Consider the following 17102-nt stretch of genomic DNA (forward strand, 5'->3'; position numbering starts at 1 on the left):
CTAAATTTACGGACTCGACCATTCGGCCCGTCGATGAGAGAGATGTTAAGGCTTAAGGTTTAATCAATCGATAGAGTGAAACTTAAACAATAATTAACTATTACTTAATTGTTTATTCCCTGTTGTGGTTTCAAGTGCATTCCTAAACCACTTATGTCCCGTATCATTATTCTGAGAATGATGCCAAGTCATGTAAATAGGGACAGGCTCGGCTTTAAACGGTAATTCAAAGATTTGATATTTTCCGCTACCTGCGACTTTGTTGGCTAATGAACGAGCATTAACACAAAGCCAGTCAGTACTTTGAGCCAAGACTAGTCCTGTTAGCCCTGATCCCGTTGTATAGGCGATTTTTCGAGTTGGTAGGCGTTCACAAGCCACAGAATTGAGAGTGTAGTTATCCATCCTTTGAGTCTGCCACAAAATATGATGTTCAAAGAAGAATTGCTCAACGGAGATACTGCCTTGAATACGGGGGTGATCGATACTCAGTGCCACCACAAGATCTTCTTGAAACAGTTTTAGATTACGGTAGCCGTGTTCTTCTAATGGCACCGTAGACAAGATGATGTCGACCTTTCTTTGCCTAAGGTCAGCTTGGCGGGACTGTTCATCAATATGTTCAATATCAGCTTGTATCGTGGAGTTTGGGGCGTGCAGTTCCCGGTATTTGGTCAGGTTAGGAAATACCAAGATATCAATGTCTTTGTGACTGGATATTCGAAATGTACGACGACTTGTTAGAGCGTTAAAGTGTTGTCGTGACTTAGCTCCGTTGATTAGCAGGCTTAGCGGCTCTTGTACTTCAGCATGAAGCTCTACTGCAAAATTGGTTGGTGAGATACCTCTACCTTCACGCACGAATAATGGATCTTTGTACTGATCTCTTAGTCGATTGAGCGATTGACTGACGGCGGGGGCAGAGATACCTAAAGCTTCTGCTGCGACGTTAACACTACGAGCCTTCATTACAGCATCAAATGTTTTTAATAGGTTTAGATCCATAGTTTGTCGTGCGCCTTTTTATTTACTATTAAGTAATGTTTAGCAGTTTAGTCTTAAAAACGAAAGTAAGCCTTCATCATGGATGGGAAATATCAGGCATAATCGTATGTTTGTGTGTTCTTAAACCAAAAGGCCCTGCTGTAAAAATACAGCAGGGTCTTGGTATTAATCTGTCTTATCTAATCAGCGATTACGCTTGGTTCAGTACTTCCGCTAAGCGTTTCACCGCTTCAGTCAACTCTTCTGGGTTGGCGTTGGTGAAGTTCAAGCGCAGTGCGGCTTTTGCTTCATCTGCTTTTGGATAGAAGACTGGGCTTGGTACAACTGCCACACCATTCGAAAGTAGAGTTTTAGCCAGTTCAAAGGTGTCACACTCTGGGATTTCAACCCAAATGAACATTCCGCCATCAACGGCTTTTAACACGCAATCTGCAGGCAGTTGTTTTTGTAGTTCTGAGAACAACACTTCATAACGAGACTTGTACAGTGTGCGAATGTTTTCCATATGTACGTTGAAGTCTTCATGCTTTAGAAGACCAACAAGCAGCGCTTGCATGGGTACACTTGAGTGCAAGTCAGCGCCTTGCTTCACTTTGATCAGTGGCTCAAGGTAGCTGCGTTTGCCTGTTACCGCACCAATACGTAGACCTGGCGATGCAATCTTAGAGAATGAACGAAGAACGATAGAGTTATCAGGGCAGAACGAAGAAACCAACGGCAGTTCCGTACCAGTGAAACGTAGCTCACGGTATGGTGCATCTTCAATGAAGGCTACGTTGTATTTGATACACAGCTCAGCCACTTTTTGACGAGTTTCTGTTGCCCAGCACACGCCGGTTGGGTTGTGGAAATCAGGTACGGCATAGAACATTTTCGGCGCTTGCTGTGCAAAGCATGTCTCCAGTTCATCTAGGTTCGGACCAAATTCAGTTTGAGACACGGTTGCAATGTTTGCTTGAACTAAGCCAAAAACCTGCATCGCACCCAAGTAGCTTGGCGCTTCCATCACAACCACATCATTCGGATCAACATACGCTCGTGCAATTAAATCCAAACCTTGCTGAGAACCGGTACAGATCATGGCCGTGTGAGTCTCTGGCAATTGGTAGCTTTGCGTAAGGTGATCAAGCAAAGGGCCGTAACCCGCAGTCGAGCCGTATTGGAAAACTTCAGGCATGTTCGCTAGGTTTTCTAGCGTAGGCTTCATTAAATCGATAGGGAATGTTTTCGCATCGGGTAAACCACCGGCCAACGAAATAACATTAGGATCGCTTGCGGCTGCGAGGATCTCTCGAATGTATGAAGATTGAATCTGTTGTAATGACTGTGCGATTTCCATGTGTTGTGTCTCGTCGTTTATCGTTTTTATTCTATCGCTTGATATTACACGGCAATTGTAAAAACTGGCGTGTCCGTTTATGCTCTTAAACATGTCCATTTATGCTATTTGAACGATGTCACGACAACACATATCCCGAATCAATGATGTTTTGTTCCATATTCACCAAGACATCAGTCAGCCTTTGTCGGCAAAAGCGCTCTCTGAGATTGCTGCGTATTCAGAGCAACACTTTCATCGCACGTTCAAAAGTGTGGTTGGGGAGTCGTTGCATCAATACATTCGACGCACTCGAATGGAGTATGCGGCCAATCAATTAATGTTCGATACCAACTCGTCTGTGGTTGAGATCGCCCATAAATGTGGCTTTAGCTCTGTGTCTTCGTTTAGCCGAGCATTTAAAGCGACCTTTAATATGTCGCCAGGAGAATGGCGTAAGCATGATTTACAGATCGCAGAAAAACCCTATTTGAAAGATCCCGAAGTGGCGGCAGGCTATTTGAATGTGTCGCAGCGGGAGTTGCCGGAACCTAAAATTGTTGAAGTATCAGACCGAATGGCGGCTTATGTTCGACATACTGGTTATAACCGCTCCATTCGCAACGCGTGGCTGATATTGAAAGCATGGGCGAACTCTGAACAGCGTGATTTTTCGAGTCAGTTCGGCTTGCATCACTCTAACCCTGCTTGGGTTGAAATGGATCAGTGTCGTTATGTAGCGTGCATCGCGATAGATGAGCCGATCAAGTATCGAAGTGTCGTGAACCAGATGGTGATTCCAGGCGGTTTGCATGCCGTATTTCGACTTAATGGTCGTTATGGTGAGCTGCTACCACAGATCAGTATGGTATTGGAAAAATGGTTGCCGGCTTCTGGTTTCAAACAGCGCTCGACTCCTGCGTATGTGCATTATCATCGGAACCATTTTCTCAATAGTGATGAAGTGTTTGAGCTTGATTTCTACCTCCCTGTGAGTTTTTATTAGTAACCCCGTTTTTGAGGAATAATTATGTATCTTGTTTTGTATTGCCACAATATTGGTATGACCGACTTCTCCTTCTTTGAAACGGAAGATTTTGACAAAGAAGAGGGCTATATCGTGCGAGGTAAGTGGCCGAACGAGAAAGCGTTTCGTGATTACTTAGTTAAAGAGTTCGGTGATATGAGTGAGTTCCAAGTGATCGACTTAATCGCCAAAGGCGCAGAAGCAGAAAACTACTCACCAGAAGAGTTGATGCGCTTAGCTCAGTAGCCGTTAGCTCTGCAATACCTAGCTCGGTAATACGTTTTAAATCGGATAAAGAAATGGCAGCCTGATTGGGCTGCCATTTTTCGTTTTAGGTTTAAGCTAATTGCTCGATACCTTAAGTGGGGAGGCTCCGCTATTGCGCGACTTCGTCCACCAAGTACAAGATTGACTGATACGGAATGCCACTGTGATGTGACAAACCTATCTCACAGGTTCGGCTGTTGCTGAATCCACGAGTACAGTTGCTCGGCACTTGTTCTTTGAGTGGGTGTACCGCCGCTTCATTCAGCTCTGGAGTGGTAAAACCTTTATCACCCGCCCAACCACAGCATTGAATATGCTCAGGAACTATCACTTCTTCAGTACAGGCTTTAGCAAGGCTCAACATCGCGCCTTCCAAACCCATTCGACGAGAGCTACAAGTCACATGCAGCATCACGGTTTCTTGCAGCGGCTCGAGTGTCAGGTGTTCAAGCAAGTATTGGTTCACAAACCCTGTCGGCTCTAATACCTCTAATGGTTTGGTGAACTGTTCAATACTGCGTTTAGCACACGGGCTGGTATCTATTAAGACTGGATATTCACCTTGACGACTCGCTTGCCATAACACTTCTTCGAGTTGTTGTGCTTTAGATTGGGCTAAATCGGTCATCCCTTTGCTATCGTAAGGCATGCCACAACATTGGTCATCTAGCTTCTTCGGAAGAATAACCTCAAATCCGGCTTTGTTAAGCAAAGACATGGTCACTTCAGTTAGAGGACGTTGATCGCCCGCATCGCTTTGTTGTCCCATAGTTCGACTGGCACACGAAGGGAGGTAAACCACCTTCTTATGATTGCTTGAGGACTCTGCCGTCACTGGTGATGAGGTTAGCGAATGACTGTTGGATTGCGGCATCTCCGGCATCCAAACCGGTGTCGCGCCTTTAGTTATTGAGCGCAAGCCGTTGGTTAGCTTGCCGACTGTGCTTGCGCCTAATACTTTGCTCGCCACTTGGTTGGTTTTGAGGCCGGCCTTAGTAAGTTTTGTGGTGGTCGAGAAATGATCCGCTGTCCACTTAGCGATTGGTGTAAATTTCTCGTACTTGGCAATACGAAGCTTCTTAATCAAATCACCAGTGTTGATTCCCACTGGGCAACGCTCGGCACACAGGCCGGTTGCGGCGCAGGTATCGATACCTTGATATTCGAAGGTTTTCTCTAGTTCGCTTGCTTCTATTTCTTCACCTGCAGCACGGCGGCGTTGTAACTCGCGGTACAGCACGATACGTTGGCGTGGCGATAGGGTTAAGGTACGAGACGGACAAACAGGCTCGCAGAAGCCACATTCAATACAGCGGTCGACAAGGTCGTCAGCAGCAGGCATTGGCTTCAAATTGGTGATGTGTGAATTTGGATTGTCGTTAATAATAACGCCGGGGTTGAGCAGTCTTTCTGGATCAAACAGCGCTTTGATTTGTTGCATCAAGGCGTAGCCATCTTTGCCCCATTCCAATTCGACATAAGGTGCCATATTACGGCCAGTGCCATGTTCTGCTTTCAGTGAACCTTGGTATTTCACCGCGACTAGTTCGGCAACGTCATCCATGAAACCGCCGTAGCGATCGATTTCTGTTTGGCTGTCGAAGCCTTGAGTGAATACAAAATGCAGGTTGCCTTCGAGGGCGTGACCAAAAATAATCGCTTCGCTGTAATCGTATTTGTCGAACAGTTCTTGCAGCTCTCGAATGCCGTTAGCGAGGTTTTCGACAGGGAAAGCTACGTCTTCAATGATAACTGTCGTACCGACTTCACGCACGGCGCCAACTGCTGGGAACATGCCTTTTCGGATGCCCCATAGGGTTGCGACTGTCTTTGGATCGGAAGTGAAAGGCACCGATTCAACAATCGTGTATTCAGTCAATGCGTCCAAAATTGATTTACATTGTAAATCTAAGTCCGGCTGGGAACTGGCGTGTGATTCAACCAAAATCGCTGCGGCTTCTAAATCCAAGTTTGGCATAAACGCAGGCATACCCGTTTTATCCGCGACAGAACGAAGCGCTCTGCCATCCATCAATTCCACCGCAGCAACGGGCGTTTTTGATAGCGTAGTAACGGCTTTACTGGCTTGCTCTATGTCGGCAAACACCAACAGCGCCGAAGCTTTGTTTGGGTGTTCGATAACCGTGTTGTAGGTGATCTCTGCGATGAAGCCTAGTGTACCTTCAGAGCCAATCATCAGGTGTTTGATGATCTCAATTGGGTCGTGGTAATCGACCAGTGCATTAAGCGCGTAGCCGGTGGTATTTTTGAGGCGGTACTTATGGCGGATTCTGTCTGCCAGTTCTTGGTTTGAGCTAGTCTGTCTGTGCAAATCAACAATGCCTTCAAACAGCGCTTTGTGTGACTGCTTGAAAGCCTCAACGCTGGCGTTATCTGCTGTATCAAGTAGGGAGCCATCACTCAATACGATTTTCATGCTCTCAACGGTGCGATACGAGTTTTGCGCAGTACCACAACACATGCCACTGGCGTTGTTCGCCGCAATACCACCGATTTTACAGGTATTGATGGAGGCTGGGTCTGGGCCGATTTTACGTTGGAAAGGAGCAAGATATTTGTTGGCATCAGCGCCAATCACACCCGGTTGAAGGATGATCTGATTGCCGTTATCTACGATTTCGTGGCCACGCCAGTCATCGGTCAGTGTGATGAGTACCGAGTCTGAAACGGCTTGTCCTGAAAGGCTGGTGCCCGCAGCGCGAAAGGTAAAATGAATGCCGAGTTCGCGACAGCTTTGAATGGTGAATATCACTTCGTCTAAGTTTTTAAGCCTTAGAACCATTTTCGGCACCAAGCGATAAAAACTCGCATCGGTGCCGTAGGCCAATCGCTTTGCCTCTTGCGTGACAATGCGTTCTGTTTCTATTTTTTGAGCCAGTATCGCTTCAAGCTGCTGATAAGCTTGTGCGCCTATTACTCGCTCATGGGATGTGGTCGTCTCCATCTTTGCTTCCTTGTGCTTCTTATTTGGCACTGATTTGTTTTTTATTTTATTTTCCAGTGCTTAAACGGTGTCACAACGGCAGTGTAATTGCTGTGACACCGATTGAACTTCAGTCTAAGTAGACCCAAGCATTAGTCCGAATCCGAATCCGAATCCGAATCCGAATCCGAATCCGAATCCGAATCCGAATCTTAGTCGTGGAGGCTTAATCTAGCCCCACCAGAGAATCACGAGTTAAGTCTTTGATTGTCTTGGCGCCAGTTAGAGTCATCGCAACGCGCATCTCTTTGTCGTAAAGGTCGAGTAGGTTCTCAACACCTGCTTGTCCCTGCGCTGCTAACGCGTAGACGAAAGAGCGACCAAGCAAGGTGCAGTCTGCGCCCATCGCCATCATGCGAACTACATCTAAGCCAGTACGAATGCCAGAGTCGACCAGAATCTTAGTGTCGCCTTTTACTGCGTCTGCAATTGCAGGCAGTGCCTTAGCACTTGATAGAACACCATCAAGCTGACGACCGCCGTGGTTTGAAACTACGATACCGTCTGCGCCAAATCTCACGGCATCTTTCGCATCTTCTTCATCAAGAATGCCTTTGATAACCATAGGGCCGTCCCAGAAGTCACGGATCCACTCTAGGTCTTTCCATGAAATCGACGGGTCGAAGTTGTCACCCAACCAACCGATGTAGTCTTCCAGTTTGGTTGGAGAGCCGCGGTAAGTAGAGATATTGCCAAGGTCGTGCGGTTTACCAAGTAGGCCAACATCAACGGCCCAGCTAGGATGACGCATAGATTGAAATACACGACGTATTGCTGCATTCGGGCCACTCATTCCTGAGTGCATGTCACGGTAGCGAGCGCCGGGTACTGGCATATCAACCGTGAAGACCAGTGTCGTCACGCCTGCCGCTTTGGCACGTTCCAATACGTTCTTCATGAAGCCACGATCTTTTAGCACGTAAAGTTGGAACCACATTGGGCGCTCAATCTTAGGTGCGACTTCTTCGATCGGGCATACCGATACGGTCGACATCGTAAAAGGGATGCCTTTGTTGTCCGCGGCTTTTGCAGCTTGTACTTCGCCACGTCGTGCGTACATGCCTGTTAGACCAACGGGTGCTAAGGCAATCGGCATCGCTAGCTTTTCGCCAAACAGCTCAGTTTCCAAATTCAGATCTGACATGTCATTGAGGACACGCTGCTTGAGCGCGATCTCTGCAAGATCGGCTGTGTTGCGGCGTAGGGTATGTTCTCCGTAAGAACCGCCGTCAATGTAGTGAAAAAGAAACGGTGGTAATTTCGCTTTTGCTGCGGCGCGGTAATCAGTCGATGCGGATATGATCATAATTTCAGTCCTAAATTCTTGGGATGTTGCCCTTCTATGAGAGCTTGGCTTGGGCTGCTTTAATTCTTGAAAGTCAGTGTTCGTTTGTTCTTTAACGGTGAAACAGAGAAGCAATAAAATGGCGTTAATACCCGAGGGTGTTGATGTGTTTTAGTATCCATTCCGAAACTCATCAACTGTCTTATTAGACGGTGTTACAGTCGGGGAATTGAGTATTAACGCCAAGTGCTTTTGTAACGACTTATGGTTTACATAAGTGCGTCTGTCATTTTGAAGCCGTAGATAACCACTAGGCCGATGATTCCGGTCATCACCAAGTAGTAGAACGTTGGGATGATTGTCTTACGTAGTGTTGCGCCTTCGCGTCCTAGCAAGCCTACGGTCGCCGATGCGGCTACCACGTTGTGAATCGCAATCATGTTACCTGCTGCTGCGCCCACCGCTTGCAGAGCAACAACCACTGCACTAGAGATAGATAGAGTTTGTGCTACTTCGAATTGGAACTGGCTGAACATCATGTTTGAAACGGTGTTCGAACCTGCAATGAAGGCACCTAACGCACCCACCGTTGCACTTAACGCTGGGAATGCGCTGCCGACTAGGTCAGCTGCAAAGTTGGCAGTGGTTACTGGCATACTTGCTAAATCAGCGCCGTTCACGCCAGAGTTAATAAAGATACGAACCATTGGGATGGTGAACACCAACACAAAACCAGCGCCAATCAGTGTCTTGCTAGATTCACCGAAGGCTTTAGCCAGTGGTGTTGCGCTGCGTGATTGCATTAGAACAGCAACCAGTGCGACGAAGACCAAGATGCCGCCAGGTAAGTACAGAGGTTGAATCGCTGTGCTTACGCCTGTCTCGCCAAGGATGTTGCTGAAAGAAAGGCTAACGCTCTTAAGTAGGCCTTTGAACTCAGGGCTCACACGGCTAGCAACTAGAGTGACAGCGAGCAGCACGTAAGGTGCCCACGCCATCGCCATGCTCATTTTTTTATGACCTTTGTTGTCGTCTAAATCGATTTTCAAAGAACCTAACCATTCTGCTGGCCACTTATCTTCGCTTTCAAAATCCCATTTTGATTTTGGTACTAGGAAGCCGCGCTTTGCTGCTGTTACAACAATTGCTAGGCCAACCAAACCACCAATCAGTGATGGGAACTCAGCACCTAGGAAAACACCCGTTAGTGCGTAAGGAATGGTGAAAGCGGCACCTGCGAACAGTGCGAATGGTAGGATATCAAGACCTTCAGTCCAGCTTTTGTTTTTGCCGAAGAAGCGAGTCAGCATCATCGCCATCAATACAGGAATCATCACACCAACGCAGGCGTGGATGATCGCAACACTTGATGTGATCTGTTGTAGGTAAGCATCCCATGTTGAACCATTGGCAATCAGGCTTTCACCGATGTTGTGCGTATCCAAACCTTTGTTCACACCAACGATGATAGGTGTACCAACCGCGCCGAACGATACCGGCGTAGATTGAATCATCATGCCCATCAGTACCGCAGCTAATGCTGGGAAGCCGATTGCAACGAGTAAGGGAGCGGCGATTGCAGCGGGTGTGCCGAAGCCAGATGCGCCCTCAATGAATGAACCAAAACACCAAGCGATGATGATCGCTTGTACACGACGGTCTGCTGATATGTCAGTAAATCCGTTGCGGATGGTGGTGATAGCTCCGGTGTGTTTCAAAGTGTTTAATAAGAAGATGGCGCCAAACACAATCCAGAGAACCGATACGGTAATGCCGAAGCCTTGGAATACTGAAGCCAGCACGCGAGTGCTAGACATATCCCATGCGAATAGGGCGATAGCAACGGTTAATGCAAATGCCACTGGCATCGCTTTTTTTGCAGGCCAGTTAAGGCCAACCAGCAGAATCGCGGCAACAACTATTGGCGAAAAGGCCAATAATGCTAGTAGAGTTTCACTCATGGGTACTTCCTCGTACTTGTTTTCAAACGTTCATGTTTGAAGTGAATAACACGTCATTAGTTTTGTAGGTGTAATCTGAATCTCGAGGATTCAATTGTTGTAATTAGAGTCGCTTTATTTGTAACCGATGTGATTGCAAAAGCTGTTTTTGTAATTGTTTTGTTAATTTGGCGTGAATTTACCCCTTTATTTTTTATTGATATAGGGAAATAATGAAAATAATTAATTCCAAAATTGGCATAATCAAATGCGAGCAGACGATTTGATCCTGTTTTCACAGGTAGTAGAGCTGGGCAGTTTTAGTAAGGTGGCAGAACAAAATAACCTTACAAATTCGGTAGTTAGTAAGAGAATTGCGCGTTTGGAAGAAGAGATTGGCGTGCAGCTATTGTATCGAACCACGCGTAAATTGACGCTGACTGAGGCAGGTAAGGCAATGTTACACAGCGCCAAAAATGTGAAGCAGGCGGCTCAAGAGGCTATGGACGCAGTTTCAGGCTTTGGTGAAAATGTTAGTGGTCATATCAAAATGTCAGTACCTACTATCTCCGGAGATTTGATTCTCGCAGACGCTGTTGCCGAGTTTTGTAATATGCACCCAGGTTTAACGGTCGATATGTCTCTTAACAATCGCTTTGTGGATCTGGTTGATGATGGCCTCGACTTAGTGATTAGAACCGGCTACTTGGAAGACTCCAGCTTAATTGCCCGTCATATCTTGGACTCTCAATGGGTGGTATGTGCTTCTCCGTCTTATATCGCTAAGAATGGTAAGCCGATGCAGCCCAAGGATTTGGTTGAGCACAATTGTCTGCAATACGCTTATCAAACAACGGGTGCCAGTGAGTGGCAATTTCTGCATAGCAAAGATGGCTTTACCGATAACGATAAATACATAGTGCGCGTCTCGGGCTCTTTTTCTACCGATAATGCGACGGCATTAAGAAAGGCGGCGTTGGGCGGTCATGGGGTCGCGTATGTACCGCGCTGTCTGGTTTATCACGACATTCGTAACGGCCAGCTGGTGGACATCTTCCCTGACTTAGTAGGCAAAAAACTGGGCATCTATGCCGTGTACCCGTTCACTCGTCAGCCACCGAACAAGATTAAGTTATTGATTGAACACATCAGAACGCGTTACCTGACGATTTCACATTATTTTTAATAAGGATCACGATGAGCTATTTAAAAGAGTATCAATATCCAGTCACCAACAAACAGATCGTCAGCGATGACTATTTTGATCACATAGTTGAAGACCCTTATCGCTGGTTAGAAGACGACAGAAGCGACGAAACCGCGCAGTGGGTGGCGAGCCAAAATGAAGTCACGTTCGATTACCTTGCTCAAATTCCGTATCGTGATGACCTGCGAGAGCGATTAGCGAAAGCGCAAGACTACAAAAAGAGCTCGCAGCCGTTTGTACGAGGAGATTACACCTACTTCTATAAGAACGATGGCCTGCAAAATCACAGCATTCTCTATCGTCACAAAGAAGGGCAACAAGAAGAAATTTTCCTAGATCCGAACACTTTCTCGGAAGATGGCACTACATCACTGGGTTCGGTGTCGTTTTCTAAAGATTACAGCCTAGTGGCGTACAGTATTTCAGAGGGTGGTAGCGACTGGCGTAAGATCTTTGTTATCGATACCGAGACTAAACAGCAGCTTGAAGCCGAAATCACCGACGCTAAATTTACCGGCATTTCTTGGTTGGGTAATCGTGGCTTTTATTACTCTAGTTATGATAAGCCAGACGGTAGCCAGCTTTCTGCACGTACCGAACAGCACAAACTTTACTTCCATGAGTTGGGTACAGAGCAAGCTAGCGACAAGGTGGTTTTTGGCGAGAACAACGCTGAGCAGCACCGCTATGTGTCGGGTTACACCACCGAAGACGACCGTTACTTGATCATTCTAGGGCGAGAGTCGACATCGGGTAACAGGCTGTTCTATATCGATTTAAATTCACCAGAACAATCGCTGAACACGCTGATTGATCATGTGGATAGCGACACTTATCTCATCGATAACCAAGATGAGACCTTCATTCTATACACCAATCTCGATGCGCCTAATGGCAAGGTGGTGAGCTTTGATACTCGCGATGGGAAATGGCTCGAAATCATCCCTGAAAAGCCACAGCCTTTAGATATCAGTACGGGCGGTGGTTACTTGTTTGCTCACTACATGGTCGATGTGGTGTCCAAGATCGAGCAGTTGGATTACCAAGGCAACCTCGTTCGTGAAATCCACTTACCAGGTCTCGGAACGGCCAGTGGCTTAGGTGGAAAAAATGAGCAAACCGAGCTTTATTACACCTTTACCAACTATGTTACGCCGCCAACGATTTTCTATTTCGATGTCGAATCAGGCAATTCTGAAATCTACCAACGCTCTGAAGCGCCGTTTGAATCGGAGCAATTTGAGTCTAAACAAGTCTTCTATACCTCGAAGGATGGCACTCAGGTTCCGATGCTTATCTCTTATAAGAAGGGATTAGTGTTAGATGGTAGTAATCCAACCATGTTGTACGCCTATGGTGGTTTTAATGTCAGCTTAACCCCTTCCTTCTCGGGAACAGTGGGTAGTTGGCTGGAGCTTGACGGTGTGTATGCGGTACCTAACCTGCGTGGTGGTGGCGAATACGGTAAGGCGTGGCATAAAGCCGGTACACAACAACAAAAACAGAATGTATTTGATGACTTCATTGCTGCTGCGGAGTTCTTAATCGAAGAAAACTACACCAGCAGCGATAAGTTAGCGATCCGCGGCGGTTCTAACGGAGGCTTGCTGGTAGGCGCTTGCATGACACAAAGGCCTGAGTTGTTCCAAGTGGCTTTACCTGCGGTTGGGGTTTTGGACATGTTGCGTTACCACACATTCACGTCTGGCGAAGGCTGGGCGTACGATTACGGCACGTCAGCGCAGAATAAAGAGATGTTTGAATACCTGCTTGGTTATTCACCGGTACACAATGTGGTGCGCGGCGTAGATTATCCGGCGACTCTTGTTACGACCGCTGATCATGATGACCGTGTGGTGCCAGCTCACTCTTATAAATTCATTTCAGAGCTGCAAGATAAGCATGAAGGTGGCGCGCCAGTGATGATCCGTATTGACGTCAATGCAGGGCATGGGGCAGGTATGCCGCTGAGTAAAGCTATCGACCTCACTGCTGATATCTACGCATTTACCCTGTTCAATATGGGAATTGAGTCTCTAGATTCATTGTAGCGAATACTTGATTTTAGATAACTGGGTATTTAACTCAGACCAAAAAACCTCAAAATCTGCCTTAGATTTTGAGGTTTTTCATATATGTGAAAACCAATCAAATTCACACCTCGTTCTCTTTGCCTTTCGGCACCCTTTTACGTGATAGCCGCCACCATTACTGATGAAATGAAAGCGATTTCAAGCTGATATTTTACGCATTTTTCACTATAACCTGTTGATCTAAAATCAGTAGTTTTCATCATGGATTTTCTAAAAGTTTCATGGCATTTAAGTTGATTTATCAGTGTGAACAGCGACCAACTTTTCAACGCTTTCATTGCTTAATATTTCCCTGTTCGATGAAAACTCAAAAAAATAATAGGGAAATACAATGCAAAAATTTAAGCTTTTGCCAATAACAGTCGCAGTGGCGGCGTCGCTTGCTTCACTCTCTTCTTTTGCTGCTGATACTGATATCGAAGCATTAGAAAAACGAATTCAAGAGTTAGAATCTAAGGTTGTAGAAATTGATTATGTTAACGATCAACAGCCAGCAGTTTTGACTCCAGACACGAAAGTGCCAGAAGGGATTGTATTCTCTGGTTACGCTCGTTACGGCGCACATTACTCGGATGGAGACAATCGCTATGTTGAAGTTGGTAGCTCAGGCCGCTCTCTTGGTCGTTTAGGTAACGAAGCCAACGGCGGTGAGTTTCAATTAGGAAAAATTTTCCAAGCAGATAGCGGCGCGAAGTGGGACGTAGTGCTCATGCTTGATGATTGGAACAACGATCAGTGGGGTTCTTCTGGCGGCGTAAACTTGAAGAAAATGTACGCTGGTGTCACTAATTTCGTTGAGAGCCAACCTGAGCTATACGCATGGGCTGGTCGTGATTTCCATCAGCGCCCACAACAAGGTTTGAACGATTACTTCTGGATGTCTCACGATGGTCAAGGTGCGGGCTTTAACAACTTAAACCTTGGTGGCATTAAGCTAGATATGGGTTTTGTTGGTGCGGTTGATAGCGAAGACGGTGCTCTAGGTAATGATTCAGGCCGTTATGGTATTACGTCGAAACTTCACGGCATCAATGCTGGTATTGGCAACCTAGATTTGTATGCTAACTATGGTTTCGCGTCTGAAGAAGCCGATACTATCGGGAATAAAGTAAGCGATGAAAATGCATGGCAAATCGGTGCAACTCTTGGCTTAGGTGATTCCAACAAGTTAGTTGCTAAATACGCTGACGGTGCTGACAACTCAGTATTTGAGTTAGCGGGCGATAAGCAAGTTATCTATGTAAGTTTAGAAGGTAATTACGCAACGAGTGATCAATTCATTATTGATTACCTTATATCGTACAAAGACATCTCTGGTGATGATGCAACAGAGCAGAGCGAATACGCTGGTATCGTTCGTCCACAGTACCAATGGGATGACACGCATTCTACATGGTTAGAAGCGGGCTATGCGATGGAAGATCGTGATGATGGTTCTGAGAAAAACGGTTGGAAAGTCACGCTATCTCAAAACGTATCACTTGGTGGTCTACCTTGGAGTCGTCCAATGCTACGTTTCTACACAACAGTGGGTGATGTGGAGACTAAAGGCACAACTGAAACGGTTACTGCAGATACACTTGCGTTCGGCGCAATGTTTGAAGCTTGGTGGTAATCACAAGCTAGAAACAATAGCTCTTTGAATTAGGCATATTTTCAAAGAGCCATACTTTCGAATATCCATGCTTTTTAAGAGCATACGTTGAAATACCTATGCTTTTAAAGAGTAAGTAATACTGTCCATTTTAGCCCTAAAGGCAGATTGATTAGGGCACGTTTCAATTAACTCCATTCTTGGGCACATTTTTGTGCCCTTTTTTTCGCCACTAGATCAAGGAATAACGATGAGACTTTCTTCCATTGTGTCTCGAGTCTATTTAGGTTTCTTCACGCTGATAGTAATCATGCTGGGTAGTGCATGGTTGAGTATTAACAGCAACAAGAACATAACCTCACACATCGAAACCATCACTCAACAAGCCACTCCTTTAATGCTCCAATCTTCCACGCTTACCATCCGCTTTTTGGACATTAACCGAAGTTCAATTCCTTATTTATCAGCGAATTATATTGACGAGCTAGAGCCACTAAAACAAGCCGTTGTGAATAACACCGAGCATTATCAGCAACAATTAAATTGGTTTGAAGGCAAGGCTAAGGCAGGGTCGCCACTTGAATCCATACTCGAGAATATTGATGAAACGGGTGTTGCCACCATTGATAAGATAGAGCAGGTATTAGAGCTTTACGTTTCTTATTTGGATAGTAAAGATCTCGGTTCGATGGAGCAGGCACAATTTCAATCGGTAGTGGGTCAACTCAACAATACCTTGGTGAATCAACTGGCGAGCGCGAGCTCAGATGCAACGCAAAAAGCAGTAGAAGTATTACTGGTTCAATTGAGCTTGATTGCGGCAGAAGCCAATGAGGCTTTTTCACTGCAAACTTCATCGGAGGTTCGTGGTGTTGAGCGTCGTCTTCAAAGTCGTAAAGAGCGATTCGAACAAGCTGTATCAGACTTGGATAATCTGGACTCATCTTTGTTACGCCGCAGTAAACAGTCTTTATCACTGCTCGCTTCACATGTATTTTCAGCGCAAGGATCTGTGTCAACGCATATGGAAACCGTGAAGCTACATGAGAGCATTGCTCAGCAAAGAGTGGAGATCGAACAGCTAATTGATGTGCAGTTAAGCCATTTTGATGAGCTTTCTATGTACGCGGAAGACACGGCTAAACGTTTATATAACGAGTCGATGGACTTCTCTCATCAAGTACTGTTGATGCAGGCCATCATTGCTATTGGGTCGGTTTTTATTGCGCTGCTAATCGGGCTGAACATCGCTAAAGGGATTCGCAAGCCAAGTAAATTACTGCAAAGTGCACTAGACCAAGTCGCCAAAAAAGACTTGAGCGTGATGGTTCACTATCAAGCCAATAATGAATTTGGTTTGGTGAGCGATAAAGTCAATTTGGTGATCAGTCACCTGACCCAAATGATTGACAACATGCGCCACTCCTCAACACGTTTAAAGGAAGCTTCCCTTGAAAACCAAAGCACCAGCCGTTCTCTGAGTGAAGCGATGCAAGAACAAACCAATCAAACGGTGATGGTAGCGACAGCGATGGAACAAATTGAGTGCTCAGTGACGGAGATCACTCAGGCGGCTAACCAAACTCTAACGCTAGTGACCGAAGCGGTATCCAGTTCCAGTGATGGGCAAAAGACCATGAATAAAAGCGTCGAATTGATGGGCAGCCTAGAAAATAAGCTGGCGGAATCAACGGCGACCATTGGTCAGCTTGAAAGCGAAAGCGCCAGTATTGGATCCATTCTGGATGTGATATCTGGGATCTCTGAGCAAACCAATCTACTGGCGTTGAATGCGGCAATAGAAGCCGCGCGAGCGGGAGAACAAGGGCGTGGTTTCTCTGTAGTTGCGGATGAGGTTCGAGTGTTAGCAGCCAAAACCAATGCATCAACGCAAGAGATACACAACAAGATCGAGCAGTTGCAAACTAGCTCTAAACTGGCGGTTGAACAGATCAATCAGTGCGTGGAGGGGATGATTCAATGCGTAGAACAAACCGGCGAAGTTAATCACTCGATATCGACAGTGTCTGATCTTCTCAACGAAGTAGAGCAAAGAAGCCATCAAATTGCGACCGCGACGACAGAGCATCAAGTCGTTGCCTCTCAAGTCACTCAAAATATCAGCCAGATACACACCTTGGCTGAAGATAACTCGCAACGTTCCCAAGTGCTTTTTTCCCACGGTCAACAGCTTGAAACCATGTCGCAACAGCAATTCTCATTAACTCAAGAGTTTAAGTTAGCGGAATCATCTAATCACAAAGATTAGAGCCAGTTAATTTCTTCCATGATTTCACGCCCAGCCTTCCGCTGGGCGTTTTCGTATCTGGTTTTTTCTGATGAAAAGGCTTTGAGCTAAAAA

At 46.0% G+C, this 17102-nt stretch carries 11 protein-coding genes; 6 read left to right on the forward strand and 5 right to left on the reverse strand.

Going from position 1 to position 17102, the window contains the following annotated elements:
* Positions 1-93 precede the first annotated feature (93 nt).
* Together AC3CH4_RS18875 and AC3CH4_RS18880 are read right to left on the reverse strand one after the other, a co-directional pair.
* Positions 94-1005 carry a LysR family transcriptional regulator gene (locus AC3CH4_RS18875; protein ID WP_488544274.1) on the reverse strand — a complete coding sequence of 304 codons (912 nt, stop codon included), beginning with the start codon at positions 1003-1005 and terminating at the stop codon, positions 94-96.
* Between the two features lie 190 nt (positions 1006-1195).
* A complete protein-coding gene (locus tag AC3CH4_RS18880; RefSeq protein ID WP_488544275.1) occupies positions 1196-2344 on the reverse strand; it encodes an aminotransferase-like domain-containing protein in 1149 nt (382 codons plus the stop codon).
* 115 nt (positions 2345-2459) lie between these two features.
* Here AC3CH4_RS18880 and AC3CH4_RS18885 point away from each other — a divergent pair, with 115 nt between their 5' ends.
* A complete protein-coding gene (locus tag AC3CH4_RS18885) occupies positions 2460-3329 on the forward strand; it encodes an AraC family transcriptional regulator (protein WP_065206442.1) in 870 nt (289 codons plus the stop codon).
* Between the two features lie 24 nt (positions 3330-3353).
* On the forward strand, positions 3354-3596 hold the full coding sequence (locus AC3CH4_RS18890; RefSeq protein WP_171327554.1) for a hypothetical protein: 243 nt from the start codon (positions 3354-3356) through the stop codon (positions 3594-3596).
* Positions 3597-3726: 130 nt separating this feature from the next.
* Here AC3CH4_RS18890 and AC3CH4_RS18895 read toward each other — a convergent pair whose 3' ends face one another.
* The 3 genes from AC3CH4_RS18895 to AC3CH4_RS18905 form a co-directional block, all read right to left on the reverse strand.
* Positions 3727-6582, reverse strand: a complete 2856-nt coding sequence (locus tag AC3CH4_RS18895; RefSeq protein ID WP_488544276.1) for an FAD-binding and (Fe-S)-binding domain-containing protein — start codon at positions 6580-6582, stop codon at positions 3727-3729.
* 205 nt (positions 6583-6787) lie between these two features.
* Positions 6788-7927, reverse strand: coding sequence for an FMN-dependent L-lactate dehydrogenase LldD (gene lldD, locus AC3CH4_RS18900; RefSeq protein ID WP_017083007.1), 1140 nt, complete (start codon positions 7925-7927; stop codon positions 6788-6790).
* 248 nt (positions 7928-8175) lie between these two features.
* Positions 8176-9867 carry an L-lactate permease gene (locus AC3CH4_RS18905; protein WP_488544277.1) on the reverse strand — a complete coding sequence of 564 codons (1692 nt, stop codon included), beginning with the start codon at positions 9865-9867 and terminating at the stop codon, positions 8176-8178.
* A 247-nt stretch (positions 9868-10114) separates the two neighbouring features.
* On the opposite strand from AC3CH4_RS18905, the gene AC3CH4_RS18910 reads away from it, so the two are divergent.
* The 4 genes from AC3CH4_RS18910 to AC3CH4_RS18925 all read left to right on the forward strand — a co-directional run bounded on the left by AC3CH4_RS18910 (position 10115) and on the right by AC3CH4_RS18925 (position 17009).
* Positions 10115-11032: a LysR family transcriptional regulator gene (locus tag AC3CH4_RS18910; RefSeq protein ID WP_171307384.1), complete on the forward strand. Its 918-nt coding sequence runs from the start codon at positions 10115-10117 to the stop codon at positions 11030-11032.
* A gap of 11 nt (positions 11033-11043) precedes the next feature.
* A complete protein-coding gene (locus tag AC3CH4_RS18915) occupies positions 11044-13104 on the forward strand; it encodes a prolyl oligopeptidase family serine peptidase (protein ID WP_488544278.1) in 2061 nt (686 codons plus the stop codon).
* A gap of 373 nt (positions 13105-13477) precedes the next feature.
* On the forward strand, positions 13478-14761 hold the full coding sequence (locus tag AC3CH4_RS18920) for a carbohydrate porin (protein ID WP_010432626.1): 1284 nt from the start codon (positions 13478-13480) through the stop codon (positions 14759-14761).
* Positions 14762-14990: 229 nt separating this feature from the next.
* Positions 14991-17009 (forward strand): methyl-accepting chemotaxis protein, encoded by a 2019-nt coding sequence (locus AC3CH4_RS18925; protein WP_054546145.1) that lies wholly within the window; start codon positions 14991-14993, stop codon positions 17007-17009.
* Positions 17010-17102: the final 93 nt, after the last annotated feature.

Source organism: Vibrio sp. QJM3NY_26, from assembly GCF_057786005.1.